Genomic DNA, 26,591 nt, shown 5'->3' on the forward strand with positions numbered 1-26,591 from the left:
GAATGTCAGTCGAGCTGCCTCTGTAGCCAAGCGCGTATCCCATCGAGCGAGCGAAACTCCGTGACCGAACGGCACGCGATGTTTTGTTTGCGCGACTGCAACATTTTTGACAGCGCGGCCCCCGGCCCCAGTTCGAGCGCCACCGTGATGCCGGCTTCGCTCATCGCTTCCATACAGTCGCGCCAGCGGATCGGCTCGGCGATCTGGCGCGGCAGTTCGGCCAGCGCCTTGCCTGCAGCAAACACCGGTTCGGCCGAGATGCCGGACAGCACCGGGAACGCCGGTGCGCGCCAGCACGCGTCGGCCAGCAACGCTCCGAACGGTGCGACCGCGCCGGCCAGCATTGGCGTGTGCGAGGCGACCGCGACCGGCAGCACCGTGGCATGGCCGCCGGCAGCCATCGCGGCGTTGGCCAACGCATCGCGCTGGGCGGCAGGGCCGCCGGCCACCAGCGCATCGTCACCGGTCACGATCGCCGGATAGAATCCGCAGCCGGCCAGCAAAGCGTCAACGGTCCCGGACGGCATGCCGGACAGCGCCACCATGCCCTGCTCCGCGCCATCGACCACGCAGGCATCCATCAGGCGCGCCCGTTCGATGGCCAGCTTGATCACGTCCTCCGGTGCCAACGCCCCTGCCACGCCATAGGCCGACAACTCGCCGATGCTGTAGCCGGCCACCAGCACCGGCGGCGCAATCGTGGCCTGCAACGCACGCCACATGGCCAGCGTGGCGGCGACGATCGCCGGTTGCGCGATGCGGTTCGTGAAGCGCTCTTCGCCAAGACCGGCCTGCAGCGTCGCGCCCAGCGCGGGATCGGCAAACCAGGCGTCAAGCAGCGCTCTGGCGGCGGGGTCAAGGCGCGCCATGTCGAACATGGCCAGATGCTGCGCGCCCTGCCCCGGGCACAGGATGGCCAGGCGCCCTGCCATCAGCGCGTCGTCACCGCGTGCACGAGGCACACGGCGCCCAGCAGATCGGCGGCGCCGCCCGGCGACAGCCGCGCCGCCACAAAGCTGCGGTGGCTGGCCAGCGCCCGCGCTTCCCAGTCCGGCGCGGCCGTAGCACCGCGCGCAACGAAGGCGCGCGCCTGGCGCCGCACCGTCAAGGCGCCTTCGATGCCGCCGCGATGGTAGACGTTGGTGTCGCTGATATGGGCCATCAGCGCGAACAGTGTGTCGATGCGTGCTTCGCGCATGCCGCGCCCCGCTGCCAGGGCACGCTGCAGCGCCGGCAGGCCGACAGCGAACACCGCCGGGAAGCCAAGCGCACCTTCTTCGCGCGCGCCGCTGGCTGCATAGCGCAGCGAGACACGGGCGCCGTGTGATGCATGGTCGTCGTTGACAATGCTGTGCGCGCCCAGCGCCTGGCCCCAGCATGCGCGCAGCAGGTCGGCGATGCGCGCCGGGGTCAAGGCTTCAGCGCGCGCCCGGCAGCGACCGATGGCCGCGCACAACATGCCGAGGCAAAAGATCGCGCCGCGGTGCGTATTGATGCCGGCGGTTGCGCGCAGCATCCGCGCTTCGGCGTCGATCCCCAGCTGCTTTAAAACGTGGAACGGCGCATCGACCATGCCGGCGCGGGTGATGTCGCCAAAGTAGCGCCGCAGCGCAAACAGGCTGCGCATGAAGGTGGCCGCCGTCATGTCGGTGTGGCTGCCGTTGTCGACGGTCGAGACCAGACCCGGCTTCGGATACAGCACCAGTTCGGCATACAGACTGCGCACGGCCACGCGCGCGATGCGCCGGCAAAAGGCGCGCTCGCCGGCGTCGCCCTGGTCGTGCCAAGCGGGCGCGCGCGCCGTCTGCACGCGGTTCAGGTCACCCATGTTCTTCCTCCAGCGTGGCCATCAAGGTTTCGGGCAGGACCAGCGCGATGCGCTCGAGCCCCTTCGTCAACACGCGCTTACCCGGCGCGCCGGCAAACGCCGCGCGCAGTTCTTTCCACGCGACCGCGCGGCCGTCGGGGAACACCACTTCGCCGTCGAGCGGCAGGATGCCCGCATGCCACGACAGCAGATCGAGACCGATCATCAGTTGGCGCCGCGTCTGCGGCTGCAGCAGCACGTCGATATCGGACAGCGGCGTCAGATAATACTGGCCCGTGAGCGCGGCCAGCGCCACCGAACCATACACGCAGAGGCTCACGCCGGCATCGGCCGCCTGGCGCTCGAGCGCTTCCAGGCCTTCGCGCCACTGCGCCGGCACGGCATAGAGCGCGCCCACCAGCGGCAAGGCGCGCGTACGCCGGCCGATATCGGACATCTCGACCGCGCAGCCGAACTTGAGTTTGCCGCCGTCTTCAGGCCGCGGCGGCAACGGGAATCCGATCGCCACTTCGCCCGGCAACGTGCCCACCTCAGCGCGCCGCACGACGGCCGGCCAGCCGCCTTCCTGCCAGCGATCCAGCGCAGACAGCGCTGCCGGCGGCGCAGCGGCGCGCACGCGCTGCCAGCCGCGGCTCGTCAGCCAGACCAGGTCATGCCGGGCGAACATCGCTGCCCACCCTGACCGCCTGCGCCACCGGATGCGCCATCAGGCGGCCGCCCCGCGTCAGGCCCAGCGCCATGCGCCCGTCCTCGACCTCGGCATCGGCCAGCGCGCGTACCAGTTCGCCGGCCAGATCGCCATCCCAGATGCCGTGCAGCCCCCCCATGCGCAGGTAGTTTTCCGGGCCCGGTGCAAACACGGGATTGTCCTTGGCCAGTTCGGTCAGGCGTTCCTCGGGCACCTTCGTGATGCGCGCCATCGCCGGCAAGCCCATCACGCGGATGGTGGCCTCGGGCAGCGCGTAACAGGCGCTGGCGATCAGGCCACTGGTGATGAAGCCACCCGACAGCGCCTGGTCGTAGACGAGGCCGATCACCGTGTGGCCTTCGCGCCGCGCCAGGTCGACGCACTTGCCCAGGTGGGCCATGTAGCTGTTGATGCCCAACATCTCGTCGCGGTGGCGCAGGCGCTGGCCTTGCGTGTCGACCAGGATCAGGATCGGGCGGCCCGGATGCTCGCGCACCGTCCGCAGGATCGCCTGGGCCTGGGCCAGCGCGATCTCGATGCCGATCGGCGTGTGGCCCGTGGTGCCGATGACGGCCACTGGTTTGCCGTCGACCTGCGCGCTGCCACTCAAAAAGTTGTCGGCTTCGGCGATGGCATGCCCGCCGGGGAACAGTTGTGCTGCTACAGTCTGCCAATCCATCATCGTGCTCCCAGCGTGGGCGTGGCGCGGTGCTGCGCCGCCAGTTCGAGGAAGGCGTCGGGCTCCAGCATCGGCACCCGCGCCGGGTCAGGCATGCCAAGCCCCTTCCAGACCTCCATCGGTTCGCTCATGCCCTGCGTGTCATGCAGGCGCCGTTCCAGCATCGCCTGCTCACCCAGCAGGCCATCGAGCGTCAGTGTTACCTCACCCGGCGGGATCGCGGCAATGGCCTCCAGCGCCGCCGCGCGCAGCGCTGCTGTGTCGTCTTCGACCAGCACCTGGCAGTCGCCCAGCAGGTAGCGGTGCTTGCCGCCCGTCGTGCGCCAGACCAGCGCGCGGTCGCGCGAATCGAATTCTTCCACGCCGTTGGCGGTCTCGATGACTTCGGGGCCCGACATCGCCAGGCGCCCTTCCTCGGACATGATGACCGTGTTGGCGCAGCGCGCCGCGATGCCCATGCCGCCAAAGCAGCCATTGGCGCCGCCGACCACCGCGATCACGGGGATGCCGGCTGCGCGCACGTCGAGCATCGCGCGCATGACTTCGGACACGGCGATCAGGCCTGCGTTGGCTTCGTGCAGCCGCACGCCACCCGATTCGAGCAGCAGCACGACGGCGTGCGCCCGCTCGTCAATCGCGCGCTGCAGCATGCCCACCAGCTTGGCGCCGTGGACTTCGCCCACGGCGCCGCCCATGAAGCCGCCCTCCTGCGCCGCGCCAAACACGACCTGGCCACCGAGCTTGCCGCGCCCGACCACGACGCCATCGTCGAACGATACCGCCGCATCGAGCTGCGCCAGGTGCGGACTGACGATGCGCATGGACGGCGGCAAAAATTCTTCAAACGTGCCGACGTCGAACATGGCCGGAATGCGCTGGCGCGCGGTGAGTTCCTGGTAGCTGCTCATGGCGCGCCTCCGGGAAGATTGGCGATCGATTCGACCGCCTGGTCCAGGCGCAGGCTCACGACCGCTGGCGTGGCGCCCATGTCGTTGACGCTCACGCGCGCATCGGCCAGGCTCCAGCGCGCGTGAAAGTCAGCCATGACGGCTTGCCAGGTGGCGCCGAAACCAACGGCTGCGGTGCGCACTTCGATTTCGCACGCGCCCTTCAGGTGCGCCGGTTCGATCAGGATTTCGAGGTTGCCCGAGCCGACCACGCCCACCAGCTGCGGCATCCCGGTCAGCAGGCGCCGCCCGCCTTCGAAACGATAATTCAGCGTTTCCATGATATGTGTTCCTTACCAGTTCCTGAAGCGCTTCGGCGGGTCGTACAACCCGCCCGATGCGCGCACCAGGCCCTTCATGTTCTTGGCGGCCAGCAGGTCGCGGGTCGCCATGCGTTTGTCGATGCCGAGATCTTCGGGCCGGCGGATGATGCCCCGGTCGCGCAGGTTCTCGACCATGCGCTTGTCGCGCGCCATGCCCACCGGCGTGTAGCCGGCCACGCCGCGGATCGCCTGCTCGCGCTCTTCGTCGGTGCGGCACAGCAGCAGGTTGGCGATGCCTTCCTCGGTCAGGATGTGGCTGACGTCGTCACCATAGATCATCACCGGCGGAATCGCCATGCCGGCCTGCTCGGCCAGTTGCCAGGCGTCGAGTTTTTCGACGAAGGCCGGCGCCATGTGTTCGCGGAAGGTCTCGACCATCTGCACTACCAGCTTTTGCCCGCGCGGGATCATGTTGCGGCCCGCGCGCGCCTGTTCGCCGGCTTTCAGCCACGCCTTGCTCGGATGGCGCCGGCCACGCGCATCGGCGCCCATGTTCGGCGCGCCGCCAAAGCCCGCGATGCGCCCCAGCGTGGCGGTCGACGAATTGCCCTGCAAATCGATCTGCAGCGTCGAACCGATGAACAGGTCGCAGGCGTAATGCCCGGCCGCCTGGCAGAAGGCGCGGTTGCTGCGCATCGAGCCGTCCGGCCCCACGAAGAACACGTCGGGCCGCGCGCGGATATAGTTTTCCATGCCCAGCTCGGAGCCGAACGAGTGCACCGATTCGACGAAGCCCGCTTCGATCGCCGGGATCAGCGCCGGGTGCGGGTTCAGCGCCCAGTGACGGGCGATCTTGCCCTTCAGGCCCAGGCTGGCCGCGTAAGTGGGCAGCAGCAGTTCGATGGCGGCGGTGTCGAAGCCGATGCCGTGGTTCAGGCGCTCGATCTCGTACTCGGCATAGATGCCCTTGATGGCCATCATCGCCATCAACACCTGGATCTCGGAAATCAGGGCCGGATCACGCGTAAACAGCGGCTCGATGTAGTACGGCGTGGGCGACTGCACGACGTAGCCGACCCAGTCGCCGGGAATGTCGATGCGGGGCAGCTTGTCGACGATCTGGTTCACCTGCGCGATCACGATCCCGCTCTTGAAGGCCGTCGCTTCGGCAATCGCCGGCGTGTCTTCGGTGTTCGGACCGGTGTACAGATTGCCCTCGCGGTCGGCCATCTCGGCAGCCACCAGCGCCACGCGCGGCGTCAGGTCGATGAAGTAGCGGGCGAACAGCTCGAGGTAGGTGTGAATCGCACCGATATTGAGCTTGCCCGACTGCGCGAGCTTGGCCAGGCGCCCGGCCTGCGGGCCCGAGAACGAAAAGTCGAGTTTCGACGCGATACCCTTTTCGAACACGTCCAGGTGTTCGGGGAGCGAGAGCACCGACAGCAGCATATGCAGGTCATGCACGCGCGCCGTATCGACGCGCGTCAGGGCCTTGCCGAGGAAGTCGGCCTGCTTCTGGTTGTTGCCTTCGAGGCAGACGCGGTCGCCCGGTTCGAGCACCGCGTGCAGCAGCTCGACGATGTGCGAGGCCTGCACGATCTTGCCGTCGAGCGCCCCGCCAAGGGCGGCGCCGGCGCGGGCCACGCGCTCGCTGCGGTTACGTTGCTGGCCGGTCCAGCGGCCTTCAGCATGATTCATGATAGTTCCTAAAATTTGCGTGGCCTTACAACACCACGAACAGCAGCCACACGACGATCGGCGCGACCAGCGTCACGATACCGCCATAGATCATCAGCTGGCGCAGGAATACGTCGCGGTCGATGCCCTGGGCACTGGCCAGCACGAGTGCACCATTGGTCGAGAACGGGCTGACGTCGACAATCGTCGATGCGACCGCCATGGCGGCGATGAAGCCGATGGCGTCCACGCCGGTGCCCGACGCCAGGAACGGCACAGCCAGCGGAATGAGCGAACCCAGCACGGCGGTGGAAGAAGCAAAGGCCGAGACGATGGCGCCGACGAACAGCAGCAGCAAGGCCACCGTCAGTGGCGACGTCAGGGTGGCAACGCTGTCGCCGACCCAGGTGATGGTGCCCATCTTCTGCATCACGCCGACATACGTGCTCACGCCGACGATCAGCATGATTTCGGGCCACGACACCTGGCCGATGGCGCGCTTTTGCACTTGCGGCGACAGGATGGAAATCACCAGACCGATGGTCAGGGCGACAAAGCCGATATCGAGTTTGAAGAACAGCACCAGCACCGCCAGTGCAGCCAGGCCGAACACGGTAAACAGCTGGTGGAAGGTCGGGCCGGCGTCGAGCGCGATCTCACCTGCACCCAGGCCGGAACCGGCACCACCGGCACCGACTGCGCCGACTGCCGCACTCGAACGCTGCGCGGTGAGGCGCTCTTCGCTGCCGGTTTCGTTTTCAGCGTCGCCGTAGATTTGCGGACCCTGCGCCGCGACCGCCACCGGCGGCGTGAATGGCGTCATGGGACGCACGCCCCGGCTGGACTTCGGCATTTCCTGGCGCATCAGTTTGGCACCGCCGAACACGAAGAACAGGATGATCGACACCGTCAGGTTCACACCCAGGCTGGTGAAAGCAGTGGTCAGCGGCGAGATCGGCAGCCCCGCTTCCATGACGACCTTGTTGGTGATACCACCGTAGATGCTGATCGGCGAGAAGCCGCCGCCCTGCGCGCCGTGGATCACGAGCAGGCCCATCATCAAGGGATTGATCTTGTACTTGGCAGCAAAGCTCAGCGCGATCGGCGCGATGATGGCCACCGCCGCAGGGCTGACGGCGCCGACGGCCGTCAGCAGCGCCGTGACGAAGAACATCACCCACGGGATGGCCGCGATGCGCCCGCCCACGGCGCGCACGGCTTGCCGCACCAGCCAGTCGATGGTGCCGTTGTTTTGGGCCTGCGCGAACAGGAAGGTGATGCCGACCAGGGTCAGGAACAGTTCGGCCGGGTAGCCGGACATGATGGCCTTGGTCTCCATGCTGAAGACCAGGGTGCCGACCAGGAAGGCGCCGACAAACGCGATGACGCCCATATTGATGGGCATGGCGGTGGCGACGATGAACATGAGCGCCAGAACGCAGATTGCAATGACATGAGAGGACACAGGGTGGCTCCTACGAGGTGCGGCGGCCGGTTCCACCCGGCGCGTCGCTGGTGATACGTCTCCAATGCATGGCCTGTCGCCATCGCTTCCTCGGACCGTGGTCTCGGGAACGTTGCGGGGCCGGCCATGCTCTTTTGTTATGCAGGTTGTGCGGCAAAGGTAAACCCGATCGCCGTCCAGATCAATTACGCTGAGTCGGCGACGTTTACTGTCAGCGGAAGTGTTAGGAAGTGTTACATTCCTGTCTTGGCAGAAATCGGACAGCACGCGCCCGGCGCGCAGGCGCGAGACCTTACTGCATCACCCAACCGGAGAACAAGTTGACAACGAGTGCGACACCGACATCCAACAAGGCACCAAGCGTCTTCGACACGGTCGCCCGCTGCGTGCTGGTCACCGGCGCCACGGGCTTCGTCGGCCAGCACCTGGTGCGCGCGCTGCTGCAGGACGGTCACGACGTGATCGCGCTGACCCGCGACGTACAACGCGCTACGACGCTGTTCGAGGGCCGGGTGCGCGCCATCGCTGCGATGGATGATCTGCCGCTCGAGCACCGGGTCGACATCGTCGTCAACCTGGCCGGCGCCCGGATTCTCGGCCAGCGCTGGACCGACGCGCGCAAGGCCGCGCTGCGCCAGAGCCGCGTCGCACTGACGGAAAACGTGGTCGACTGGATTGGCCGCGCCAGTCACAAGCCGCGGCTGCTGCTGTCGGCATCCGCGATCGGCTACTACGGTATCCAGGCGATCGGCGACGACGCCAAGCTCGATGAAACGGCGCCGCCACAGCCGATGTTCATGTCGGATCTGTGCCGCGAGTGGGAAGCGGCCGCCGCCGGCGCCGTGCGCCATGGCGTGCAGGTCGAGTGCATGCGCTTCGGCCTGGTGCTGGGCGAGCAAGGCGCGCTGCCGATGATGCTGCTGCCGATCCGGCTGGGCATTGGCGGCCGGCTGGGCAGTGGCCGCCAGTGGCTGTCATGGATTCACGTCGACGATCTGGTCGCAGGCATCGCCCATCGCTGGAAACAGGCGTTAAAGGATGCATCTGCGCCGACGTTTGGTGCGACCAATTTCACCGCGCCGATCGCGGTGTCGCAACTGGAATTCAGCCAGGCGGCTGCGCGTGTCTGGAACCGGCCCTGCGTGATCCCGACGCCAGGTTGGCCGATGCGCCTGGCGCTGGGCGAGCAGGCCGACCTGCTGCTCGAAGGCCAGCGTGTGGTGCCCTTGCGCTTCGCACGCGAAGGGTTCGAGTTCACCTATCCGGCGCTTGAAGCGGCGCTGCGCAGCCTGAAGTAACGGCGGGGACAGGGCCCCCGGGCCTGTCAGTCAGGTCCGGATTCCGGTATCATTCAGCATGCTTAGTTTTCCTTTTCAACCGTTTATTATTGGCGTCGCGGGCGGTAGCGGCAGTGGCAAGTCCACCGTGTCCAGGCAAGTGTTGTCCACGTTCGGCACCGAGATGGTCTCGGTCGTGATGCAGGACGATTATTACTGCGACCAGACGCATCTCAGCCCCGAAGTGCGCACCCAGCAGAACTACGATCATCCGCAGGCGTTCGAGTGGTCGCTGCTGGTGCAGCACGTCCAGGCCCTGCGCCGGGGCGAATCGATCGATATGCCCGAGTACGACTTCACGCTCCACAACCGCTCCGACCGCACCATCCGGGTCAAGCCGGCCCCGGTGATCGTCATCGAAGGCCTGTTTGCGCTGTATGACCCGGCCTTGTGCGACATGATGTCGCTGAAGATCTTTGTCGATACGGCGTCCGACATCCGCTTCATCCGCCGCATGCAGCGCGATATCACGGAACGCGGCCGCTCGGTGGACAGCGTCATCAGCCAGTACTTGGACACCGTGCGTCCGATGCACAAGCAATTCATCGAGCCGACCAAGCGCAACGCCGATGTCATCATCCCGCACGGAGCGAACAATCCGGCTGTCGACATGATCACCACCAAGGTCGCCAGCGTGATCAGCCAGCTCAAGCGCGCATGAGTATGGCTGGGCGCTGATCCGGACTGGCACCGGCGCCAACGCGCTCAGTTCGTTGGCGTGCGGTGTTTCAGCATCCGGCACACCGCCGCCAGCGCCAGCAGGTTCGGATCCCGCTCGCGCACGCGCAGAAAACTCAAGCCGATCGTCTGGCGCATCAGATAGTCGTTTTTCAACGGGATCAGCTGGACCTTGTCGCCGAACGCATGGCGCACGCGGCCAGGCAGCAGCGTGTAGCCGATCCCCGCCCCCACCAGATTCATCAGCGAAAAAATATCGCCCACGCGCGTGACGATGCTCGGCGCATACCCGGCGATGCGAAACGCTTCCTGAAAACCGCTGAAGGTCACGAAACCATCTTTCAGGCAGACGAATTTCTCGTCCGCGCAGGCGCGCAGATCCACCTCTGTCATGCCCGCGTACGGCGACCCGGCCGGCGCCGCAAAAAAAATCTCGTCCTCGAACAAAACGATCGATTCGATATCCGGATCGGGCTCGGGCACCGCCATCAGCGCCGCATCGATCGCATTCTGTTTGAGTTTGTGCAGCAGATCGGCGTTCGAACCCAGTACCAGTTCGGTTTCGAGTTCCTGCTTGCGCAGTTTGATGCCGATGATGACATCGGGGATCGTGCCAGTCGTCAGCGAATACAGCGAGCCGATCTTCAGATGATCCGCCGAATAACCGGCTGCCGAGCGCGTCGCCGCAATCCCGTCCGCCATCAAGCGCACCACTTCGCGGCTCACATCGGCCAGCACCTGCGCGGCGTCGTTGGGAATCAGGTTGCGGCCTTGCAGACTGAACAGCTGACAACTCATGCCGTCTTCCAGCGAATGCAGCGCGCGGTGCACGCTCACGGCACTGATGTCGAGCATGCGCGCGGCGGCGTTCAGGTTGCCGCCCTCCATGTATGCCAGCAGGATCTCGAGCTTGCGGAAGGTGATGTCGTCGCTGATCTGGCTGCGCATGGGGGCCCTCGTGAAATGGATACTTCGCGAGGATACATCAACCGCACGGCCGGGTCCTCAATCGCCGCAGCGCCGCATGGCTTGGTGAGACGGCGCGCCGCCGTTCGACCATCTGTTGCAACGCCGCCATTCGAACTGCGTATTCACCAGAGCGCTTGTTAATACGCAAGGCCACGCATGGTGCGCTCGTGCACATTCCCCCATTGAGCGACACATCCACCGTGGCGACGAACAACAAGGAGACATGCATGCGTACGATCAGAAAGATGAAGCTGCTGAACCCGTCCACGTATGCCCTGCTGGCCGCGTGCAGTGGCGCCATCGGCGCCGTCCATGCCCAGGAAGCGACGGGCGCCCCGGCAGCGGCGAACACCGACGACACTATCTCCAGGGTGGTCGTCACCGCCCGCCGGCGCGAAGAGTCGCTGCAGGACGTGCCGGTATCGGTCACCGCGTTCTCCGCCGACCAGCTTTCCAAGCAGGCGCTGCCCGACGTGACCGCCCTCGCGCTGTCGCTGCCCAACACGACGCTCAAGGCATCGCGCGCCACCAACAGCACGCTCACGGCGTTCATCCGCGGCGTCGGCCAGGCCGACCCGCTGGCCGGGTTCGAATCCGGCGTGGGCATCTATGTCGATGATATCTACCTGGCCCGGCCGCAGGCCGCCGTGGCCGACATCTACGACGTCGAGCGCATCGAGGTGCTGCGCGGCCCGCAGGGCACGCTGTACGGCCGCAACACGATCGGCGGCGCGCTCAAGTACGTCACGCGCAGGCTTGGCGCCCAGCGCAACGTGCGCTTGCGCGCCACGCTCGGCGACTATGGCCAGAAGGATGACGTGCTCACGGCCAGCACGCCGCTATCCGACACGGCGCGCATCGGCGGCACGTTCGCGCGCTTCAAGCGCGACGGCTTTGGCGACAACCTGAGCACTGGCAAGGGCAACTACGACAAGGACGTTACCGCCGGCCGGGTCTCGGCCGAACTCATGCCGACCCAGGACCTGTTCGTGCGCCTTGCCGGCGACGTCACGCAAGACGATTCCAGCCCCAAGAATGGCCATCGTTTGATCGTCGGGCGCACGAGCGGCGCGCCAATCCTGGACAACGTGTTCGACACGCGCGGCAACCTGACCAAGGCACTGGGCCGCGACCAGGAAGTGCGCTCGTACGGCGGCTCGGTCACGCTTGACTACACCGTCGACAGCGCGTGGCGCCTGAAGTCGATCACCGCCGCGCGCCGCGACAAGTCGTGGGCGCCGATCGACTTCGACGCCCTGCCCGTGGTCGACATGGAAGTGCCGGCGCTGTACACCAACCGCCAGTTCAGCCAGGAACTGCAAGCCACCTACACCGGCGCGCGCCTGCAGGGCGTGGCCGGCGTGTACTACATGGACGCCAACGCCTACAACAAGTTCGACACGCTGCTGGCCGGTGCGGTCCCCACGTCGACCTTCACGCTGGGCGACATGGACACGCAGGCCTGGGCCGCCTATATCGACGGCAGCTACACGATCACCGATGGCGTGAACCTGTCGCTGGGCGGGCGCTACACGGTCGACAAGCGCGAAGGCGACGTGCTGCGCCAGATCTATTTCGGCCTGGCCGGCTCGCCCGCGATGGGCAATCCGAACGCGATCCTGTTTCGCACCGATACTGACCTGACCGGCGGCCTGCTGGCGCGCACGGACAAGAAATTCACGCCGCGCGTGGCACTGAGCTGGAAGATGAACGACGCCCACAACCTGTACGCGTCGTATGCCGAAGGCTTCAAGGGCGGCGGATTCGATCCGCGCCTGAACGTGGTCGGCACGCGGCTCCCGATCGCCACCGCGCGCGCCGGCTATGCCCCGGAGACGATCGAGACGACCGAACTGGGCCTCAAGTCGGCCTTCAATGGCGGGCGCATCACCACCAACCTGGCCGTGTTCTACAGCGATTACCAGGACGTGCAGATACCGGGATCGGTCGCCATCGATACCAACGGCGACGGGCGCGACGACAGCTTCGCCGGCGTGACGACCAACGCCGGCAAAGCAAGGATCAAGGGCGTCGAACTCGAGGCGGTCGCCAACCTCACGCCCAGCTTCATGCTTGCCGGGATGTACAGCTACATCGACGCCAGCTACAAGGAATACATCGTGGCCAATGTCAATGTGGCCGGCCAGCGCAGGTTCCAGAACACGCCGAAGAATTCGGCCAACCTGCGCGCCAACTACGATATTGCGCTGCCGGTCATGGGCCATAACGGGCGCGTGTCGCTGATCGGCAGCTATGCGTTCAAGGGCGCCACCAGCCAGTTCGAAACCGCCTCGATCCTCGACCAGGACGCGTACAGGATCTGGGACGCCAGCATCGTCTGGACCCGGCTCGATGGCAAGGTGCGCGCCGGCCTGCACGGCAAGAACCTGGGCGATGCGCATTACAAGACCGCCGGCTACCTGTTCCCGACGCTGGGCAACGAAGGCACCTTGACCGCCTTCTACGGCAACCCGCGCACGGTGTCGGCAACGCTCGAACTGCGCTTCTGAATTGCAGCCTGAACCACGCGTGACACGACATCACCAGGAGACAGCATGCCCCATCCGATCATCCCCTTCGCCCTGCTGCTGCTGGCTGCGGTCGCACTGGGCGCGACGCCCCATGCGGGCGCGCAGGGCAAGGAAATCAAGGTTGCCCTCATCGCCGGCAAGACGGGCGCACTCGACAACTATGCGCGCGAGACGGAAACCGGCTTCATGCTGGGCCTCGAATACCTGACCAGGGGCACGATGGCCATCAACGGCCGCGCCATCAAGGTGATCGTCAAGGACGACCAGAGCAAGCCCGATCTGGGCCGGACGCTGCTGGCCGAAGCGTATGGCGACGACCGCGTCGACATCGCTGTCGGCACCACCTCGTCGGCCTCGGCGCTGGCCATGCTGCCGGTGGCGAAGGAATATAAAAAAGTCCTGATCATCGAGCCGGCCGTGGCCGATGCGATCACCGGAGACAAGTGGAACAAGTACATCTTTCGCACGGCGCGCAGCTCGATGCAGGATGCGCTGGCCGCCGCCAGCACCCTGAAAAGCGGCAGCGTGGGCTTCCTGACCCAGGATTACGCGTTCGGGCGCGACGCGATCAAGGCTGGCAAGGAAGCGCTGGCGGCCACTGGCAGCAAGGCCAGCGTCATCCACGAAGAATACGCGCCGCTGGCAACGACCGACTTCACCGCATCGGCGCAGCGCCTGTTCGACGCCCTGAAAGACAAGCCGCCGCCACGCGTGCTGGCGATCGTCTGGGCCGGGCCCAGCCCGATGAACAAGATCGCCGCCATGAAGCCGGAGCGCTACGGCATCGTGCTGGCGCCGGGCGGCAATATCCTGCCCGTGATGCAGACCTGGAAGGCCCATGCCGGCACCGAAGGCACCATCTATTACTACTACGATTTTCCAAAAAATCCGATGAACGACTGGCTGGTGGCGCAGCACACGAAGCGCTACAAGACCCCACCCGACATGTTCACCGCCGGTGGCATGGCCGCCGCCAGCGCGGTCGTTGCGGCGCTGGGCAAGGTGTCGGACGGGGATGGCGACAAGATGGCCGCCGCGATGGAAGGCATGCGCTTCGAGACACCAAAGGGTGCCATGGTCTTTCGCAATCAAGACCATCAGGCGATCCAGCCGATGTACCACTTTCGCATCAAGAAGAACCAGAAGAGCGAGTGGGATCTGCTCGAACTGGTGCGCGACATTCCGGCCGGCGAGTTACCGCTGCCGCTGCGAAACAAGCGCTGACATGGCCGCCGACCGCGCTCCTGACCGCATTGCGCCGTCCCTGTCCACGCGTGGCCTGACGATCCGCTTCGGCGGGCACGTTGCCGTCAACGCCGTCACGGCCGACTTTTATCCCGGCACGCTCACCGTAATCGTCGGGCCCAACGGGGCCGGCAAGACCACGTGGTTCAACCTGATCTCGGGCCAGCTGCGCGCGAGCGCCGGCAGCGTGCACCTGCATGGCCGCGACATCACGCGCCTGGGCGCCGCGCGCCGCACGCGTCTCGGCATCGGCCGCGCATTCCAGCTCACGAACCTGTTTCCGCTGCTCTCGGTGATCGAGAACGTGCGTCTGGCCGTGCAGAGCCGCGCCGGCATCGGGCTGAACTTCCTGTCGGTCTGGTCCAGCCATCAGGGGCTGATCGAACGCGCCGACTATTACCTCGAGCGGGTGGCGCTTGCCGCGCGGCGCGACATGCTGGTGGGCGCACTGTCGCACGGCGACCAGCGCAAGCTGGAAGTGGCGATCCTGCTGGCGCTGCAGCCGTGCGTGATGATGTTCGACGAGCCCACTGCGGGCATGAGCGTGGATGACGTGCCGGTCGTGCTCGACCTGATCCGCGAAGTCAAGGGTGACGCTGCCCGCACCGTCTTGCTGGTCGAGCACAAGATGGACGTCGTGCGCCAGCTGGCCGATCGCATCGTCGTGCTGCACAACGGCGCGCTGGTGGCCGATGGCGACCCGCGCGAAGTCATGGCATCCGCCATCGTTCAGGAGGCCTATCTTGGAACGTCCGACACCGAACATGCTCGCGCCTGACCCCGCGATGGGCCGACCGCTGCTGCGCCTGGCCGGCGTGCACACGCACATCGGCCAGTATCACATACTGCAGGGCGTCAACCTGCAGGTGGCGCGCGGCGAACTGGCCGTCCTGCTGGGGCGCAACGGGGCCGGCAAGACGACGACGCTGCGCACGATCATGGGCTTATGGCGCGCCAGCAGCGGCAGCATCCACTTCGATGGCTGCGACATCACCAACCTGGCCACGCCCGACATCGCGCGGGCCGGCATTGCGTACGTGCCCGAAAACATGGCCGTGTTTTCCGCGCTGACGGTGCGCGAGAACCTGGTGCTGGCCGCGCGCGACGGTCCGCTCGACGCTGCCCGCATCGACTGGATCTGCGGCTTCTTCCCGGCGCTGCGCACCTTCTGGCACCGCCCGGCCGGTAACCTGTCCGGCGGCCAGAAACAGATGGTGGCGATCGCGCGCGCCATGGTCGAGCCGCGCAAACTGCTGCTGGTCGACGAGCCGACCAAGGGGCTGGCGCCAGCCATCGTGCACAGCCTGATGGCGGCGTTTCGCGAACTGAAGGCCCAGGGCGCGACGATCCTGCTGGTCGAGCAGAACGTTCACGTCGTGCGCGCGCTGGGCGACACGGCCAGCGTGATGGACGACGGCCGCGTGGTCCATGCCGGCCCGATGGCCGTGCTGGCCGGCGACGCCGCGCTGCAACAGCGCCTGCTCGGGCTATCCCTCGACACCCACCCATAGGAATACCCATGTCCATCGCCACCGCCGTACCGCAGGCCGACGTCCAGCTACCGGCCACCCGCCCCGACATCGCGCCGCTGCTGCTGGTGCCGGCGCTGATGCTGGCCATGCTGCCGCTGGTGGGCAGCTGGTCCACCTGGGTCACCCTCACCGTCGCGGGGCTCGCGATGGGCATGATGATCTTCATCATGGCCAGCGGCCTGACCCTGGTGTTCGGATTGATGAACGTGATCAATTTCGGCCATGGCGCGTTCATCGCCGTCGGGGCATTTTCCGCCACGCTCGTGTTGTTGCCGCTGCGCGCCTGGCTCGAGATGGATTCGCTGCCGCTCAACCTGGGCGTGCTGGCGCTGGCGATCGTGGTCGCCATGCTGGTCACGGCGCTGCTGGGCTGGGCCTTCGAGCGCCTGCTCATCCAGCCCGTCTACGGCCAGCACCTCAAGCAGATCCTGGTCACGATGGGCGGCATGATCGTGGCCGAGCAGCTGATCCACGTCGTCTGGGGCGCCGGGACGATCGCCGTGCCGCTGCCCACGGCCCTGCGCGGCGCGCTCCTGCTGGGCGACGCGGCCATCGACAAGTACCGCCTGGTGGCGGTGGCGGTCGGGCTGGTAGTAGTCGTCGCGCTGCACCTGATCCTGAACCGCACGAAGATCGGCCTGCTGGTGCGCGCCGGCGTCGAACATGGCGAGATGGTCGAAGCGCTCGGCTACCGCATCCGGCGCCTGTTCGTGATGGTGTTCGCGGCCGGCGCGAGCCTGGCCGGCCTGGGGGGCGTCATGTGGGGCCTGTACAAGGAAACACTGACGGCGGCGATGGGCGGCGAGATCATGGTGATGCTGTTCATCGTCATCATCATCGGCGGCCTGGGATCGGTCGGCGGCTGCTTCATCGGCGCGCTGCTCATCGCGCTGGTGGCCAACTACACCGGCTTCCTGGCGCCCGGGATCGCGCTGGTTTCGAGCATCGTCCTGATGATCACGGTGCTGCTGTGGCGGCCCGCCGGGCTGTACGCGACGGGACGGGGCTGAGCATGCTGCTGAAATTGCTATCGGGCGACCTGCCGCGCAGCCGCATCCTGACGGCGCTGCTGATCGTGATCCTGCTCGGGCTCGCACTGGCGCCGTTCCTGACTTCCGGCGCGCGGCCGCTCAACTCGGCTGCCACGATCTGCGTGTATATCGTGCTGGTCGCCTCCTACGACCTGCTGCTGGGTTATACCGGCATCGTCTCGTTCGCCCACACCATGTTCTACGGGATCGGTGCGTATGGCGTCGGGCTGGCGCTGGCGCGCGTCGACACGCCCACCTGGAGCGTCGCCATGACGGGTCTTGGCCTGGCGCTGCTGCTCGCGCTCGCTCTGGCGCTGGTGGTGGGCCTGTTCGCGCTGCGCGTGCAAGCCATCTTCTACGCGATGATCACGCTGGCCGTGGCCTCGTCGTTTGCCGTGCTGGCCTCGCAACTGTCCGACTTCACCGGCGGCGAGGATGGTGTCACGTTCGGCGTGCCTGCTGTTCTCTCGCCCGGCTTCCGGCTGGTCGAGCACGAGGTATTCGGGCGCCAGCTCGATGGCCGGGTACTCACCTATTACGTCGTGTTCCTGGGCTGCGTGCTGCTGTTCCTGTTCCTGCTGCGGCTGGTCAATTCACCGTTCGGGCGCGTGCTGCAGGCGATCCGCGAAAACCCGTTTCGCGCCGAAGCACTGGGCTACCGCACGATGGTGTACCGGATCTGGGCCAACGTCCTGGCGGCGCTGACGGCGAGCCTGGCCGGCGCGCTGATGGCGCTGTGGCTGCGCTATGTTGGCCCGAAGACGTCGCTCGGGTTCGAGGTCATGACCGATATCCTGCTGATCGTCGTGATCGGCGGCATGGGCACGATGTATGGCGCGGTGGTCGGCGCCACGCTGTTCATCCTGGCCCAGAACTACCTGCGGGACTGGATGGCGCACGGCGCTGCCGCGCTCGGGGGCGTGCCGGTGCTGGCCGCCATCCTGCACCCGGATCGCTGGATGCTATGGCTGGGGCTGCTGTTCATCCTGTCCATTTACTGGTTCCCGATCGGGATCGTGGGCAAGCTGCGGCTGCGGGCGTGGCTGGCGCGCTCTTGACGCTACGCAACTTGCGACCTCGGCGTCTTTTTTTGGTTCCGCCTCCCCCTTTGCGCCACGCCGGGCAGGCGACGTGGCCGCCCCAACGCACCACAATACCGCAGCGCATGCCGTTTCTATGATGAAGCCACCACTCACCATACGACGGCTTACGATGCAACGACTCAATTACATGCTTGCCGCAGCAGCGGTCCCGGCCGCCTGCGCCCCACTGACGGTGCAGCCGGCCGGGATCGAGGTGCTCAGCGAAGACTTCAGCAATCTGGCCGCGTCCCCCGGCTGGGCGCGCATCAACCGCAGCGTCCCACCCGGCGCGCCGTGGTGCCAGGGCAATCCCGCCATCTTCCCGGCGCAGGCCGGCGCACCTGGCGCGTACGCCGCTGCGAGCTGTCTCAGCGCCGCCAACGGCATCGGCCTTGTCGACAACTGGCTGATCACGCCCACACTGACGCTCGGCGGCCTGAGTACGCTGTCGTTCTTCACCAGTCGCGAACGCGTCGACGGCTTCGACGACCTGCTCGAAGTGCGTTTCGGCCACGGCAGCGCCACCGCTGCGGCGTCCTTCGATACCCTGCTGGCCACCATCGGCGGCGCCACCGACTTCCCCGCCCAATGGCAGCCATGGCACCTCGACCTGACGCTCGACGGCGCAGGCCGCTTCGCGTTTCGTTACCTGGGCGACCCGGCCAGGCTAAGCCATGTCGGACTCGACGCGGTACGCGTGCTCACGCGCCTGCCGGAACCGACCAGCCGGCTGCTGCTGGCCAGCGGCCTGGGCGTGCTTGGCCTGCTGCGCCGCCACGAGCGCCACGAGCGCCACTGAGATAAAAAAGCCGGCGGTCCTTACGGGCCGCCGGCTTTCGTAGACTGCATGCGCGCTGGCTTATGCCTGGGCGCCCTTGTTGAACGCTGCCACGCCGGCAACGATCTCGGCCTTGGCTTCATCGATACCAGCCCAGCCTTCGATCTTGACCCATTTGCCGGCTTCGAGATCCTTGTAGTGCTCGAAGAAGTGCTGGATCTGCTTCAGGCGCAGCTCTTCCACGTCGTCGAGCGACTGGATTTTCTTGTACATCGGCAGCACTTTTTCGATCGGCACGGCGATCACTTTGGCGTCGCCGCCGCCGTCGTCGGTCATCTTCAGCACGCCCAGCGCGCGGCAACGGACCACGACGCCTGGCGGCAGCGGGAACGGGGTGATGACCAGCACGTCGCATGGGTCACCGTCGTCGGCGATGGTTTGCGGCACGTAGCCGTAGTTGCACGGGTAGTGCATGGCCGTACCCATGAAACGGTCGACGAAGATCGCGCCCGTGTCCTTGTCGACTTCGTACTTGACCGGATCGGAGTTCATCGGGATTTCGATGATGACGTTGAAGTCGTTCGGCACGTCTTTGCCGGCGGGGACGTTATTCAGGCTCATGAGGGGGTCCTTGGTTGCTAAATAGTCAAAATTAGTCCGTCATTATAGCGAAAGGCCCGCGTTACAACACGGTCGCCAGTGCGCACTGCCGGTAATGCTTTGCGGCCAGCTCTTCGTGTCCCAGCGCTTCGTGCATCTGGGCCAGTTTCAGATGCGCTTCGCGCACCATCGACGCTTCGGTCGCGTCCGACAAGGCTTGCTCCAGATAGCGCTGGGCCTTGCCCCACAATTTCTGTTTCAGGCACAGCGTGCCGAGCGTGAGCGCCAGTTCGGCGTCCTGTGGCCGTTCGCGGCGCCAGGTTTCGCAGGCTTCGATCTGGGCCAGCAGCGATGGCGAGCCGGCCGGGCTGGCCGCGTCGCGGTAGGCGCGCACGACGCGCTCGTCCCAGTTGGCCCTGAGCGACTCTTCGGCAATCGCGCGCGCTTCGTCGTGCAGGCCGCGCGCATTGAAGGCGCCGGCGGCGCGCGCCGCCACATACGGCACCGTGCGGTCTTGCAGCGGCACCGTGGCCCAGGTCCAGCGGATCGATTCGGCGTCGTGGTCTTGTTCGCCCAGCAGCGCTTCGTAGGCCATTTCGCGCAGGCGCCGGGCCAGGGCCGGATGCAGCGCGTTGCGCTTGTCGAGGATGCGTACCAGGCGCAGCACCTCGGGCCAGTTGCGCGCCTGCTGGTTGGCCTTCATCGCCCACTGCAGCGCATGGATGTGGCGCTGGCCGCTGGCATTGAGTTCGGCCACCGCTTCGAGCGCCGCTTCGGGCCGGTGGTCGTCCACCAACAGTTCGGTCAGCGTCATCAGGCGCGCCGTCTTGAGCGTGGTGTCGTGCGAGATGCCGGCCAACCAGGCGTCGCGTCGCGCCGGCTCGCGCATGCGATGCGCCGCGCGCGCGCCGATCAGGGCGGCCAGGCCCGTGTTCTCGGGCAGGTCGGCGGCGCGCATCGCGGCTTTCTCGGCATGGCCGAAACGGCCTTCGAACAGCGCCTTGAGCGCATCGCGCAAGCCCTTGTTGCCGTCGCGCTCGCGCCGGCGCTGGCGGTACGCCGCCACCCGCTGCGGCATGCGCGCCGTCGCATAGAACGTGCGCACCAGCACGTACAGCGTGGCAAACAGCAGCAGCAGCACCACGACAAACAGATTGAGCGACATGTCGATCCGGTGCGGCGGATAGAACAGCACCACATTGCCCGGATTGAAGCGCGCCGTCACCGCGATGCCGATGGCCGCAGCCATCAGCGTAACCAGCCAAATGAGTAGGCGCATGGTTATTGCTTCGCTTTGTAGTTACGTACCGCGCCCAGGCTTTCGGCGAGCGTCGGCAGCTCGATCGTCAGGTCGTTGGCCTGGACTTGGCGCAATGCCGCCTGGACCGATTGCGTCGTGCGGGCGCGCGTGTCGAAATACTTCGCCAGCATGGTCTGGGCGGTGGCCAGATCGTCGCGGAACGTGGCTTCGTTACGCGACAACAAGGCCAGGCGCGCATTGAGCAGGCGCAGCTTGAGGTTTTCGCGCACGAAGAACGACTCGCTCGGCGAGAGCATCAGCGCCTCGGGCTCTTCGACACTGCGCACGCGGATCAGCTGGCGTACGTCGTCCCACATTTCCTGGCTCCACATACTCCAGGTCTGCAGCAGGCGCTGGCCGACGCCAAGCGATTCGGGCGCGACGGCTGGCGCGGCAGTCCTGCCCGGCGCGGCTGCGGCCTCGAGCCGGCGCGTCGTGCGCACTGGCGCGACCGGCAGCAACGGCTTTTCGTCGGCCAGCATCGGCAGCGTCTCGACCTGGGCGATCGCATTGTCAAGGCGCAGCGCGACACCGGCCAGATCGACGGCCGGCAAGGCCTTGAGCTTGTCGATGTCGGCCGCGATCGCGCGGCGGATGGTCAGGAACTGCGGTGCGTTCGAGCTCGAGACGGCGCGGTCGGCGTTCTGCAGCGCGATCAGGGCGCCCTGCACATTGCCGGCCAGTTGCAGTTGCTGGCTCGCGGTGGCGAGCACCTGCTCGATTTCGGACAGTGCCCACTCGTCGCGGTTCTGCGACAGATCCTTGTAGAGCTGCTCGAGCGCGACCTGCTGGCTCTGCGCTTCGCTCTGACGGCTCTCCAGTACGCCGACCTTGATCTGCAGTTCTTTCGACTGATCGGCCACGTCGCGCGCCAGCGCTGCCGTCTCGGCATTGACCGCATTGCCCTTCTGCAGGCTGCGCGCCATGTCCTGGCGCAGCGAATTGATGCGGCTGTGCGACGAGAGGGTCTGCGCCACCAGCAGCACGGCCAGCGCGATGACGGCCAACGGCAACGGCCGCGCCACGCGCTCGAGCAGGCCGCGCGTGGCCGGGCCGCTCATGCGTGGCGCAGCAGCAGGCGGCACCTGCGCCTCCTCCGGCTTGGCAAGGCTGGGAGCGGGCACACTGGCCTGGGGTTGGTCTGGATTATTCGGCAATTCGTTCATTCTTGTGATTGTAACGCGGCTAGTAGGCGTGCATCGCCGGAACCGGTGAGGCGCACGTGTTCCAGGCCCAGATCGCGGGCCGTCTGTGCAATCCGCGCATGGGGCACGATCAGGCGCTGCTGCAGCAACCGTGGCATCAGCGCATCGTCTCCACCGTTGTCGATGGATTGCACCAGCCCTGCCAGGCCGCGCAGGGCTTCCGAGCTCGTGATTATCCAGTCGTTTGGCTGCGCCAGCAAGGTGCGCAATCGTGCAGCCAGTTCTGCCGTCAATACCGGCGTCGCGCGGCGATATGCGGCCACCGGCTCGACCCGGGCGCCGGCGGCGCGCAAGGCGTCGGCCAGCAGCTCGCGGCCACCGTCGCCGCGCACGATCAGCACGCGCTTGCCGGCGTACGATGCCAGGTCGAGGCGCTGCAGCAGATGCTCAGAATCGCTGTGCGCGCTGTCGGCCGGGCTGAAGATGGTGAAGGCGTCACCCGTCACGCCGTGGCGCGCCAGCGCGGCGCGGCTGCCGTCGCCGACGATTGCCACCGGGACCGCCGCTGGCCAGGCATCGATGTGCGCGAACGCGGCGTCGATGGCATTCGGAGAGACGAAGGCGACCAGCGCGAACCCGTCCAGTTCGGCCAGCGCCGCGCGCAGCGGCGCCGCATCGTCGACCGGGCTGATCTCGAGCAGCGGCAGGAGCACGACCGTGCGGCCGCTGGCGGCAACCGCCTGCGCCAGCGCGTCGGCCTGCGCGCGCGGGCGCGTGACGACGACGCTTGCCGTGTCAGGCATCCTGGTTTGCCGCGGCATCGAGACGGCACGCCGCCAGGATCGCGTTCGCATCCTGCTGGGCCAGCAACTCGGACACCTGCTCGCCCAGATACTCGGGCTGCTCGACCGGGCCGCTCACTTCGGCGTGCGCGCTGCGCTTGCCGTCGGGCGTGGCCACCATCGCGCGCAGGCGCAGTTGGCCACCCTGCACGGTGGCGAACGCCGCCAGCGGAATCTGGCAGCTGCCGCCAAAGATGCGCGACACCTTGCGCTCGGCCAGCACGGCGCTGGCCGTGTCGTCGTGATTCAGTGGGGCGAGCACCGCGCGCAGGTCGACGCCGTCGCTGCGCGCGTTGCTCAGGATTTCGATCGCCATCGCGCCCTGCCCGGCGGCCGGCAAGCTCATTTCAGGTTCGAGCAAAGCGCGGATGCGCTGCGGCAGGCCGAGGCGCTTGAGGCCCGCGGCCGCCAGGATGATGGCGGCATATTCGCCGCGATCGAGCTTGCCAAGCCGCGTATCGAGGTTGCCGCGCAGCGGCAGGATGACCAGGTGCGGATAGCGCGCCGCGATCAGCGACTGGCGGCGCAGGCTGCTCGTGCCGACGATGGCGCCGGCCGGCAGCACATCGAGGCTGGCATAGTCGTTCGAGACAAACGCGTCGCGCGGGTCTTCGCGTTCGAGCACGGCGGTCAGTTCGAAGCCTTCGGGCAGCTCCATCGGCACGTCCTTGAGCGAGTGCACGGCCAGGTCGGCGCGGCCTTCGGCCATCGCGACTTCGAGTTCCTTGACGAACAGGCCCTTGCCGCCGACGGCCGCCAGCGTGCGGTCGAGAATCTGGTCGCCCCGTGTCGTCATCCCGAGAATCTCGACCCGGCACTGTGGATATAATGCGACGAGCCGGTCGCGCACGTGCTCAGCCTGCCACATGGCCAGGCGGCTCTCGCGGGATGCGATAATGAGTTTTGACGGCGTCAAGCCTGCCGGCGTCGCGCTGGTGGACGCCGCTGGCGCCGAAGTTCCCTGCGAAGTTCCCTGATGTATAGCTGCTAACACACGAATTCTTTCACTGTCATTGGGCCGATCCGACCGATGCCGGTAACCGCTCCCTGCATAAGATCACAAATTTTATCATGGGGGCCTCTTGCAGACCGTGGCCAACCGCCCTCGCACAACGCTTACTTGTGGTCGATATGAACAACCCTGCTCTCCCTGACGTATCCACCGGCGCCGACAAGGACGCGCCGCTCAAAGAAGACATCCGCCTGCTCGGCCGCCTGCTCGGCGACGTGCTGCGCGACCAGGAAGGCGCCGAAGTCTTCTATCTGGTCGAAACCATCCGCCAGACTGCCGTGCGTTTCAGGCGCGACGACGATCCCGACGCCAGCAAGGAACTCACGACGATGCTGCACGGGCTCACGCGCGACCAGACCATTTCGGTGGTGCGCGCGTTTTCGTATTTTTCGCACCTGGCCAATATCGCCGAAGACCAGCACCATAACCGCCGCCGCCGCGCGCACCTGCTGGGCGGCTCGGCGCCGCGCGCGGGCAGCATCGGCTACGCGCTGGGCCAGCTGGCCGGCGCCGGCATCGGGCGCGACGAGGTCCAGGCATTTTTCAACGATGCCCTGATCTCGCCCGTGCTGACGGCGCACCCTACCGAGGTGCAGCGCAAGAGCATCCTGGACGCCGAACACGATATCGCGCGCCTGCTGGCCGAGCGCGACACGCCGCTCACGCCGCGCGAGCGCCAGCGCAACGAGCAGATGCTGCATGCGCGCATCGCCACGCTGTGGCAGACGCGCATGCTGCGCTACTCGAAGCTGACGGTGGCCGACGAAATCGACAATGCGCTGTCGTACTACCGCATCACGTTCCTGCGCGAATTGCCGGCGCTGTACGACGATATCGAGTTCGAGATCGCCGAGCAATACGGTCCTGACGATGAGGCAGAAGATGGCTCACCCCGGCCGCACGCGTCGTACCTGCAGATGGGCAGCTGGATCGGCGGCGACCGTGACGGCAACCCGAACGTCAACGCCGACACGATGCGCCACGCGCTGACGCGCCAGTCGACGACGATCCTCGACTTCTATCTCGACGAAGTCCATGCGCTTGGCGCCGAACTGTCGGCCTCCACGCTGCTGGTGGACGTCACGCCGGCGCTGGAACTGTTGGCCCAGAACTCGCCCGACGCCTCGCCGCACCGCAGCGACGAGCCTTACCGGCGCGCGCTGATCGGCATCTATGCGCGCCTGGCCGCCACCGCGCGCGAACTGGGCGTGGGCCACATCCTGCGCAAGGAAGTCGGCCACGCCGCGCCCTACCTCGACCCGGAACTGTTTGCGGCCGACCTCGAAACGCTGGCTGACTCGCTGCGCCAGAACCACGGTGCCATGCTCACCATGCCGCGCCTGGCCGGCTTGCTGCGCGCTGCGCGCATCTTTGGCTTTCACCTGGCCTCACTCGACATGCGCCAGAGTTCGGACATCCACGAGCGCGTGCTGGCCGAATTGCTGGCCCGTGCCGGCGTCGAGCCCGACTACGCCGCGCTCGACGAAGACGCCAAGGTCGCGCTGCTGCTGCGCGAACTCGACAGCGCCCGGCCCTTGATTTCGCCATGGGACACCTACGGCGAAGAGACAGCTTCCGAGCTGGCAATCCTGCGCTGCGCGCGCGAGATCCGCCTGCGCTACGGCCCGCGCGCGATCCGCAACTACATCATCTCGCACACCGAGACGGTGTCCGACCTGCTCGAAGTGCTGCTGCTGCAAAAAGAAACCGGGCTGCTGCGCGCGGGCAGCACGACGGGCGAAGTGATGGTGATCCCGCTGTTCGAAACCATCCCCGACCTGCAGCGCGCGGCCGGCATCATGGATGCCTGGATGGCGCTGCCCTTCGTGGCCAGCGTCATCGCCAAGCAGGGCCACCTGCAGGAAGTCATGCTGGGCTACTCCGACTCGAACAAGGACGGCGGCTTTTTGACCTCGAACTGGGAGCTGTACCAGGCCGAGCTGAAACTGGTCGACGTGTTCGCGCAACAGAAGGTCAAGCTGCGCCTGTTCCATGGCCGCGGCGGCACGGTCGGCCGTGGCGGCGGCCCGAGCTACGACGCGATCCGCGCCCAGCCGCCGGGCACCGTCAATGGCCAGATCCGCCTGACCGAACAGGGCGAGATCATCGCGTCCAAGTTCTCGAATGCCGAAATCGGCCGGCGCAACCTGGAGCTGCTGGTCTCGGCCACACTGGAGGCGAGCCTGACGCCCAACACCGCCAGCCAGGCGCAGACCGGCCGCCTGCACCGCTTCGAATCCGTGATGGCCGAGCTGTCCAACCGCGCCTACAAGGCCTACCGCGACCTGGTCTACGACACGCCGGGCTTCACCGACTACTTCTTTGCGGCCACGCCGATCGCCGAGATCGCGGAACTGAACCTCGGTTCGCGTCCCGCCTCACGCAAGTCGACACGCCGCATCGAAGACCTGCGCGCGATTCCATGGGGCTTTTCGTGGGGCCAGTGCCGTCTGCTGCTGCCGGGCTGGTTTGGCTTTGCCTCGGCGGTCCATGGCTGGCTTGGTGAAGGCGAGCGCGAGGCGAAACTGGGCGAGCTGCGCACGATGTTCCAGGAATGGCCATTCTTTGCCACGCTGCTGTCGAACATGGACATGGTGCTGGCCAAGACCGATCTGCCGATCGCCCGCCGCTATGCCGAGCTGGTCGCCGACGTCGGACTGCGCGAGCGGATCTTCAAGCGCATCACGGCCGAGCACGCGCTCACGCTGACCATCCTGGAAGAGATCACCGGCACGGGCGAGCGCCTGCAGGGCAATCCGCTGCTGGCGCGCTCGATCCAGAACCGGTTTGCGTATCTGGACCCATTGAACCACCTGCAGGTCGAGTTGATCGTGCGGCACCGGGCGCTGGCGCTTGACCCGGCGAGCCAGGTCGATGCGCGCGTGCACCGGGGCATCCACCTGTCGATCAACGGCGTGGCGGCCGGCTTGCGCAATACCGGCTGACGGTTCAGCCTGCCCGG

Annotated in this window: 24 protein-coding genes; 10 read left to right on the forward strand and 14 right to left on the reverse strand. The window is 66.6% G+C overall.

Going from position 1 to position 26,591, the window contains the following annotated elements; genetic code table 11:
• Nucleotides 1-5 precede the first annotated feature (5 nt).
• Genes RCH14_RS19635 through RCH14_RS19670 form a run of 8 tightly spaced genes read right to left on the reverse strand, consistent with a single transcriptional unit; the run spans nucleotide 6 to nucleotide 7,547 of the window.
• Nucleotides 6-962 (reverse strand): acyltransferase domain-containing protein, encoded by a 957-nt coding sequence (locus RCH14_RS19635; RefSeq protein ID WP_343027779.1) that lies wholly within the window; start codon nucleotides 960-962, stop codon nucleotides 6-8.
• Entirely contained in the window at nucleotides 932-1,828 is an 897-nt protein-coding gene (gene mdcB, locus RCH14_RS19640; protein ID WP_343027780.1) for a triphosphoribosyl-dephospho-CoA synthase MdcB, read from the reverse strand. The genes RCH14_RS19635 and mdcB overlap by 31 nt, the downstream gene beginning before the upstream one ends.
• On the reverse strand, nucleotides 1,821-2,495 hold the full coding sequence (gene mdcG / locus RCH14_RS19645; RefSeq protein WP_343027781.1) for a malonate decarboxylase holo-[acyl-carrier-protein] synthase: 675 nt from the start codon (nucleotides 2,493-2,495) through the stop codon (nucleotides 1,821-1,823). Before mdcG ends, mdcB begins: the two co-directional genes overlap by 8 nt.
• Nucleotides 2,479-3,195 carry a biotin-independent malonate decarboxylase subunit gamma gene (gene mdcE, locus RCH14_RS19650; protein WP_343027873.1) on the reverse strand — a complete coding sequence of 239 codons (717 nt, stop codon included), beginning with the start codon at nucleotides 3,193-3,195 and terminating at the stop codon, nucleotides 2,479-2,481. Before mdcE ends, mdcG begins: the two co-directional genes overlap by 17 nt.
• Nucleotides 3,195-4,103: a biotin-independent malonate decarboxylase subunit beta gene (locus tag RCH14_RS19655; protein ID WP_343027782.1), complete on the reverse strand. Its 909-nt coding sequence runs from the start codon at nucleotides 4,101-4,103 to the stop codon at nucleotides 3,195-3,197. The genes mdcE and RCH14_RS19655 overlap by 1 nt, the downstream gene beginning before the upstream one ends.
• Nucleotides 4,100-4,423: a malonate decarboxylase acyl carrier protein gene (mdcC, locus tag RCH14_RS19660; protein WP_343027783.1), complete on the reverse strand. Its 324-nt coding sequence runs from the start codon at nucleotides 4,421-4,423 to the stop codon at nucleotides 4,100-4,102. Before mdcC ends, RCH14_RS19655 begins: the two co-directional genes overlap by 4 nt.
• A 12-nt stretch (nucleotides 4,424-4,435) precedes the next feature.
• The gene (gene mdcA, locus RCH14_RS19665) at nucleotides 4,436-6,103 is read right to left on the reverse strand and encodes a malonate decarboxylase subunit alpha (protein WP_343027784.1); all 1,668 of its coding nucleotides are present in this window, start codon (nucleotides 6,101-6,103) and stop codon (nucleotides 4,436-4,438) included.
• A gap of 25 nt (nucleotides 6,104-6,128) precedes the next feature.
• Nucleotides 6,129-7,547, reverse strand: coding sequence for an SLC13 family permease (locus tag RCH14_RS19670; protein ID WP_343027785.1), 1,419 nt, complete (start codon nucleotides 7,545-7,547; stop codon nucleotides 6,129-6,131).
• Nucleotides 7,548-7,867: 320 nt separating this feature from the next.
• Between RCH14_RS19670 and RCH14_RS19675 the strand changes: the two genes are divergently transcribed.
• Nucleotides 7,868-8,845, forward strand: coding sequence for a TIGR01777 family oxidoreductase (locus tag RCH14_RS19675; RefSeq protein WP_343027786.1), 978 nt, complete (start codon nucleotides 7,868-7,870; stop codon nucleotides 8,843-8,845).
• A gap of 58 nt (nucleotides 8,846-8,903) precedes the next feature.
• Nucleotides 8,904-9,545, forward strand: a complete 642-nt coding sequence (gene udk / locus RCH14_RS19680; protein WP_343027787.1) for a uridine kinase — start codon at nucleotides 8,904-8,906, stop codon at nucleotides 9,543-9,545.
• Between the two features lie 44 nt (nucleotides 9,546-9,589).
• Here udk and RCH14_RS19685 read toward each other — a convergent pair whose 3' ends face one another.
• The gene (locus RCH14_RS19685; protein ID WP_343027788.1) at nucleotides 9,590-10,510 is read right to left on the reverse strand and encodes a LysR family transcriptional regulator; all 921 of its coding nucleotides are present in this window, start codon (nucleotides 10,508-10,510) and stop codon (nucleotides 9,590-9,592) included.
• A 248-nt stretch (nucleotides 10,511-10,758) separates the two neighbouring features.
• Here RCH14_RS19685 and RCH14_RS19690 point away from each other — a divergent pair, with 248 nt between their 5' ends.
• From RCH14_RS19690 to RCH14_RS19720, 7 genes are all read left to right on the forward strand, one after another.
• Complete coding sequence (locus RCH14_RS19690; protein ID WP_343027789.1) at nucleotides 10,759-13,041, forward strand: TonB-dependent receptor domain-containing protein; 2,283 nt, start codon at nucleotides 10,759-10,761, stop codon at nucleotides 13,039-13,041.
• A 45-nt stretch (nucleotides 13,042-13,086) separates the two neighbouring features.
• Nucleotides 13,087-14,286, forward strand: a complete 1,200-nt coding sequence (locus tag RCH14_RS19695) for a substrate-binding domain-containing protein (protein ID WP_343027790.1) — start codon at nucleotides 13,087-13,089, stop codon at nucleotides 14,284-14,286.
• 1 nt (nucleotide 14,287) lies between these two features.
• Nucleotides 14,288-15,085 (forward strand): ABC transporter ATP-binding protein, encoded by a 798-nt coding sequence (locus tag RCH14_RS19700; RefSeq protein WP_343027791.1) that lies wholly within the window; start codon nucleotides 14,288-14,290, stop codon nucleotides 15,083-15,085.
• 7 nt (nucleotides 15,086-15,092) lie between these two features.
• On the forward strand, nucleotides 15,093-15,818 hold the full coding sequence (locus RCH14_RS19705; RefSeq protein ID WP_343027874.1) for an ABC transporter ATP-binding protein: 726 nt from the start codon (nucleotides 15,093-15,095) through the stop codon (nucleotides 15,816-15,818).
• Between the two features lie 8 nt (nucleotides 15,819-15,826).
• Nucleotides 15,827-16,849, forward strand: a complete 1,023-nt coding sequence (locus tag RCH14_RS19710; protein ID WP_343027792.1) for a branched-chain amino acid ABC transporter permease — start codon at nucleotides 15,827-15,829, stop codon at nucleotides 16,847-16,849.
• A 2-nt stretch (nucleotides 16,850-16,851) separates the two neighbouring features.
• Nucleotides 16,852-17,928 (forward strand): branched-chain amino acid ABC transporter permease, encoded by a 1,077-nt coding sequence (locus tag RCH14_RS19715; RefSeq protein ID WP_343027793.1) that lies wholly within the window; start codon nucleotides 16,852-16,854, stop codon nucleotides 17,926-17,928.
• A gap of 154 nt (nucleotides 17,929-18,082) precedes the next feature.
• Nucleotides 18,083-18,751: a choice-of-anchor J domain-containing protein gene (locus RCH14_RS19720; RefSeq protein ID WP_343027794.1), complete on the forward strand. Its 669-nt coding sequence runs from the start codon at nucleotides 18,083-18,085 to the stop codon at nucleotides 18,749-18,751.
• Nucleotides 18,752-18,811: 60 nt separating this feature from the next.
• On the opposite strand, the gene ppa is transcribed toward RCH14_RS19720, so the two are convergent.
• The 5 genes from ppa to hemC form a co-directional block, all read right to left on the reverse strand.
• Nucleotides 18,812-19,351: an inorganic diphosphatase gene (gene ppa, locus RCH14_RS19725; protein ID WP_258837489.1), complete on the reverse strand. Its 540-nt coding sequence runs from the start codon at nucleotides 19,349-19,351 to the stop codon at nucleotides 18,812-18,814.
• Between the two features lie 61 nt (nucleotides 19,352-19,412).
• On the reverse strand, nucleotides 19,413-20,609 hold the full coding sequence (locus tag RCH14_RS19730; RefSeq protein WP_343027795.1) for a heme biosynthesis protein HemY: 1,197 nt from the start codon (nucleotides 20,607-20,609) through the stop codon (nucleotides 19,413-19,415).
• Nucleotides 20,610-20,611: 2 nt separating this feature from the next.
• Nucleotides 20,612-21,796 (reverse strand): uroporphyrinogen-III C-methyltransferase, encoded by a 1,185-nt coding sequence (locus RCH14_RS19735; RefSeq protein ID WP_343027796.1) that lies wholly within the window; start codon nucleotides 21,794-21,796, stop codon nucleotides 20,612-20,614.
• Complete coding sequence (locus tag RCH14_RS19740; protein ID WP_343027797.1) at nucleotides 21,793-22,578, reverse strand: uroporphyrinogen-III synthase; 786 nt, start codon at nucleotides 22,576-22,578, stop codon at nucleotides 21,793-21,795. The genes RCH14_RS19735 and RCH14_RS19740 overlap by 4 nt, the downstream gene beginning before the upstream one ends.
• Nucleotides 22,571-23,533 (reverse strand): hydroxymethylbilane synthase, encoded by a 963-nt coding sequence (gene hemC / locus RCH14_RS19745; protein WP_343027875.1) that lies wholly within the window; start codon nucleotides 23,531-23,533, stop codon nucleotides 22,571-22,573. The genes RCH14_RS19740 and hemC overlap by 8 nt, the downstream gene beginning before the upstream one ends.
• 215 nt (nucleotides 23,534-23,748) lie before the next feature.
• Here hemC and ppc point away from each other — a divergent pair, with 215 nt between their 5' ends.
• Nucleotides 23,749-26,574, forward strand: coding sequence for a phosphoenolpyruvate carboxylase (ppc, locus tag RCH14_RS19750; protein ID WP_343027798.1), 2,826 nt, complete (start codon nucleotides 23,749-23,751; stop codon nucleotides 26,572-26,574).
• Nucleotides 26,575-26,591: the final 17 nt, after the last annotated feature.

The organism is Massilia sp. MP_M2 (assembly GCF_039123635.1).
In the GTDB taxonomy this organism is placed as follows: Bacteria; Pseudomonadota; Gammaproteobacteria; order Burkholderiales; family Burkholderiaceae_D; genus Telluria.

Coding starts and splice junctions, on each gene's coding strand:
- mdcB (WP_343027780.1), bottom strand. CDS start 1,828: ATGGGTGACCTGAACCGCGTGCAGACGGCGCGCGCGCCCGCTTGGCAC.
- mdcG (WP_343027781.1), bottom strand. CDS start 2,495: ATGTTCGCCCGGCATGACCTGGTCTGGCTGACGAGCCGCGGCTGGCAG.
- mdcE (WP_343027873.1), bottom strand. CDS start 3,195: ATGGATTGGCAGACTGTAGCAGCACAACTGTTCCCCGGCGGGCATGCC.
- RCH14_RS19655 (WP_343027782.1), bottom strand. CDS start 4,103: ATGAGCAGCTACCAGGAACTCACCGCGCGCCAGCGCATTCCGGCCATG.
- mdcC (WP_343027783.1), bottom strand. CDS start 4,423: ATGGAAACGCTGAATTATCGTTTCGAAGGCGGGCGGCGCCTGCTGACC.
- mdcA (WP_343027784.1), bottom strand. CDS start 6,103: ATGAATCATGCTGAAGGCCGCTGGACCGGCCAGCAACGTAACCGCAGC.
- udk (WP_343027787.1), top strand. CDS start 8,904: ATGCTTAGTTTTCCTTTTCAACCGTTTATTATTGGCGTCGCGGGCGGT.
- RCH14_RS19685 (WP_343027788.1), bottom strand. CDS start 10,510: ATGCGCAGCCAGATCAGCGACGACATCACCTTCCGCAAGCTCGAGATC.
- RCH14_RS19690 (WP_343027789.1), top strand. CDS start 10,759: ATGCGTACGATCAGAAAGATGAAGCTGCTGAACCCGTCCACGTATGCC.
- RCH14_RS19695 (WP_343027790.1), top strand. CDS start 13,087: ATGCCCCATCCGATCATCCCCTTCGCCCTGCTGCTGCTGGCTGCGGTC.
- RCH14_RS19700 (WP_343027791.1), top strand. CDS start 14,288: ATGGCCGCCGACCGCGCTCCTGACCGCATTGCGCCGTCCCTGTCCACG.
- RCH14_RS19705 (WP_343027874.1), top strand. CDS start 15,093: ATGGGCCGACCGCTGCTGCGCCTGGCCGGCGTGCACACGCACATCGGC.
- RCH14_RS19710 (WP_343027792.1), top strand. CDS start 15,827: ATGTCCATCGCCACCGCCGTACCGCAGGCCGACGTCCAGCTACCGGCC.
- RCH14_RS19715 (WP_343027793.1), top strand. CDS start 16,852: ATGCTGCTGAAATTGCTATCGGGCGACCTGCCGCGCAGCCGCATCCTG.
- RCH14_RS19720 (WP_343027794.1), top strand. CDS start 18,083: ATGCAACGACTCAATTACATGCTTGCCGCAGCAGCGGTCCCGGCCGCC.
- ppa (WP_258837489.1), bottom strand. CDS start 19,351: ATGAGCCTGAATAACGTCCCCGCCGGCAAAGACGTGCCGAACGACTTC.
- RCH14_RS19730 (WP_343027795.1), bottom strand. CDS start 20,609: ATGCGCCTACTCATTTGGCTGGTTACGCTGATGGCTGCGGCCATCGGC.
- RCH14_RS19735 (WP_343027796.1), bottom strand. CDS start 21,796: ATGAACGAATTGCCGAATAATCCAGACCAACCCCAGGCCAGTGTGCCC.
- RCH14_RS19740 (WP_343027797.1), bottom strand. CDS start 22,578: ATGCCTGACACGGCAAGCGTCGTCGTCACGCGCCCGCGCGCGCAGGCC.
- ppc (WP_343027798.1), top strand. CDS start 23,749: ATGAACAACCCTGCTCTCCCTGACGTATCCACCGGCGCCGACAAGGAC.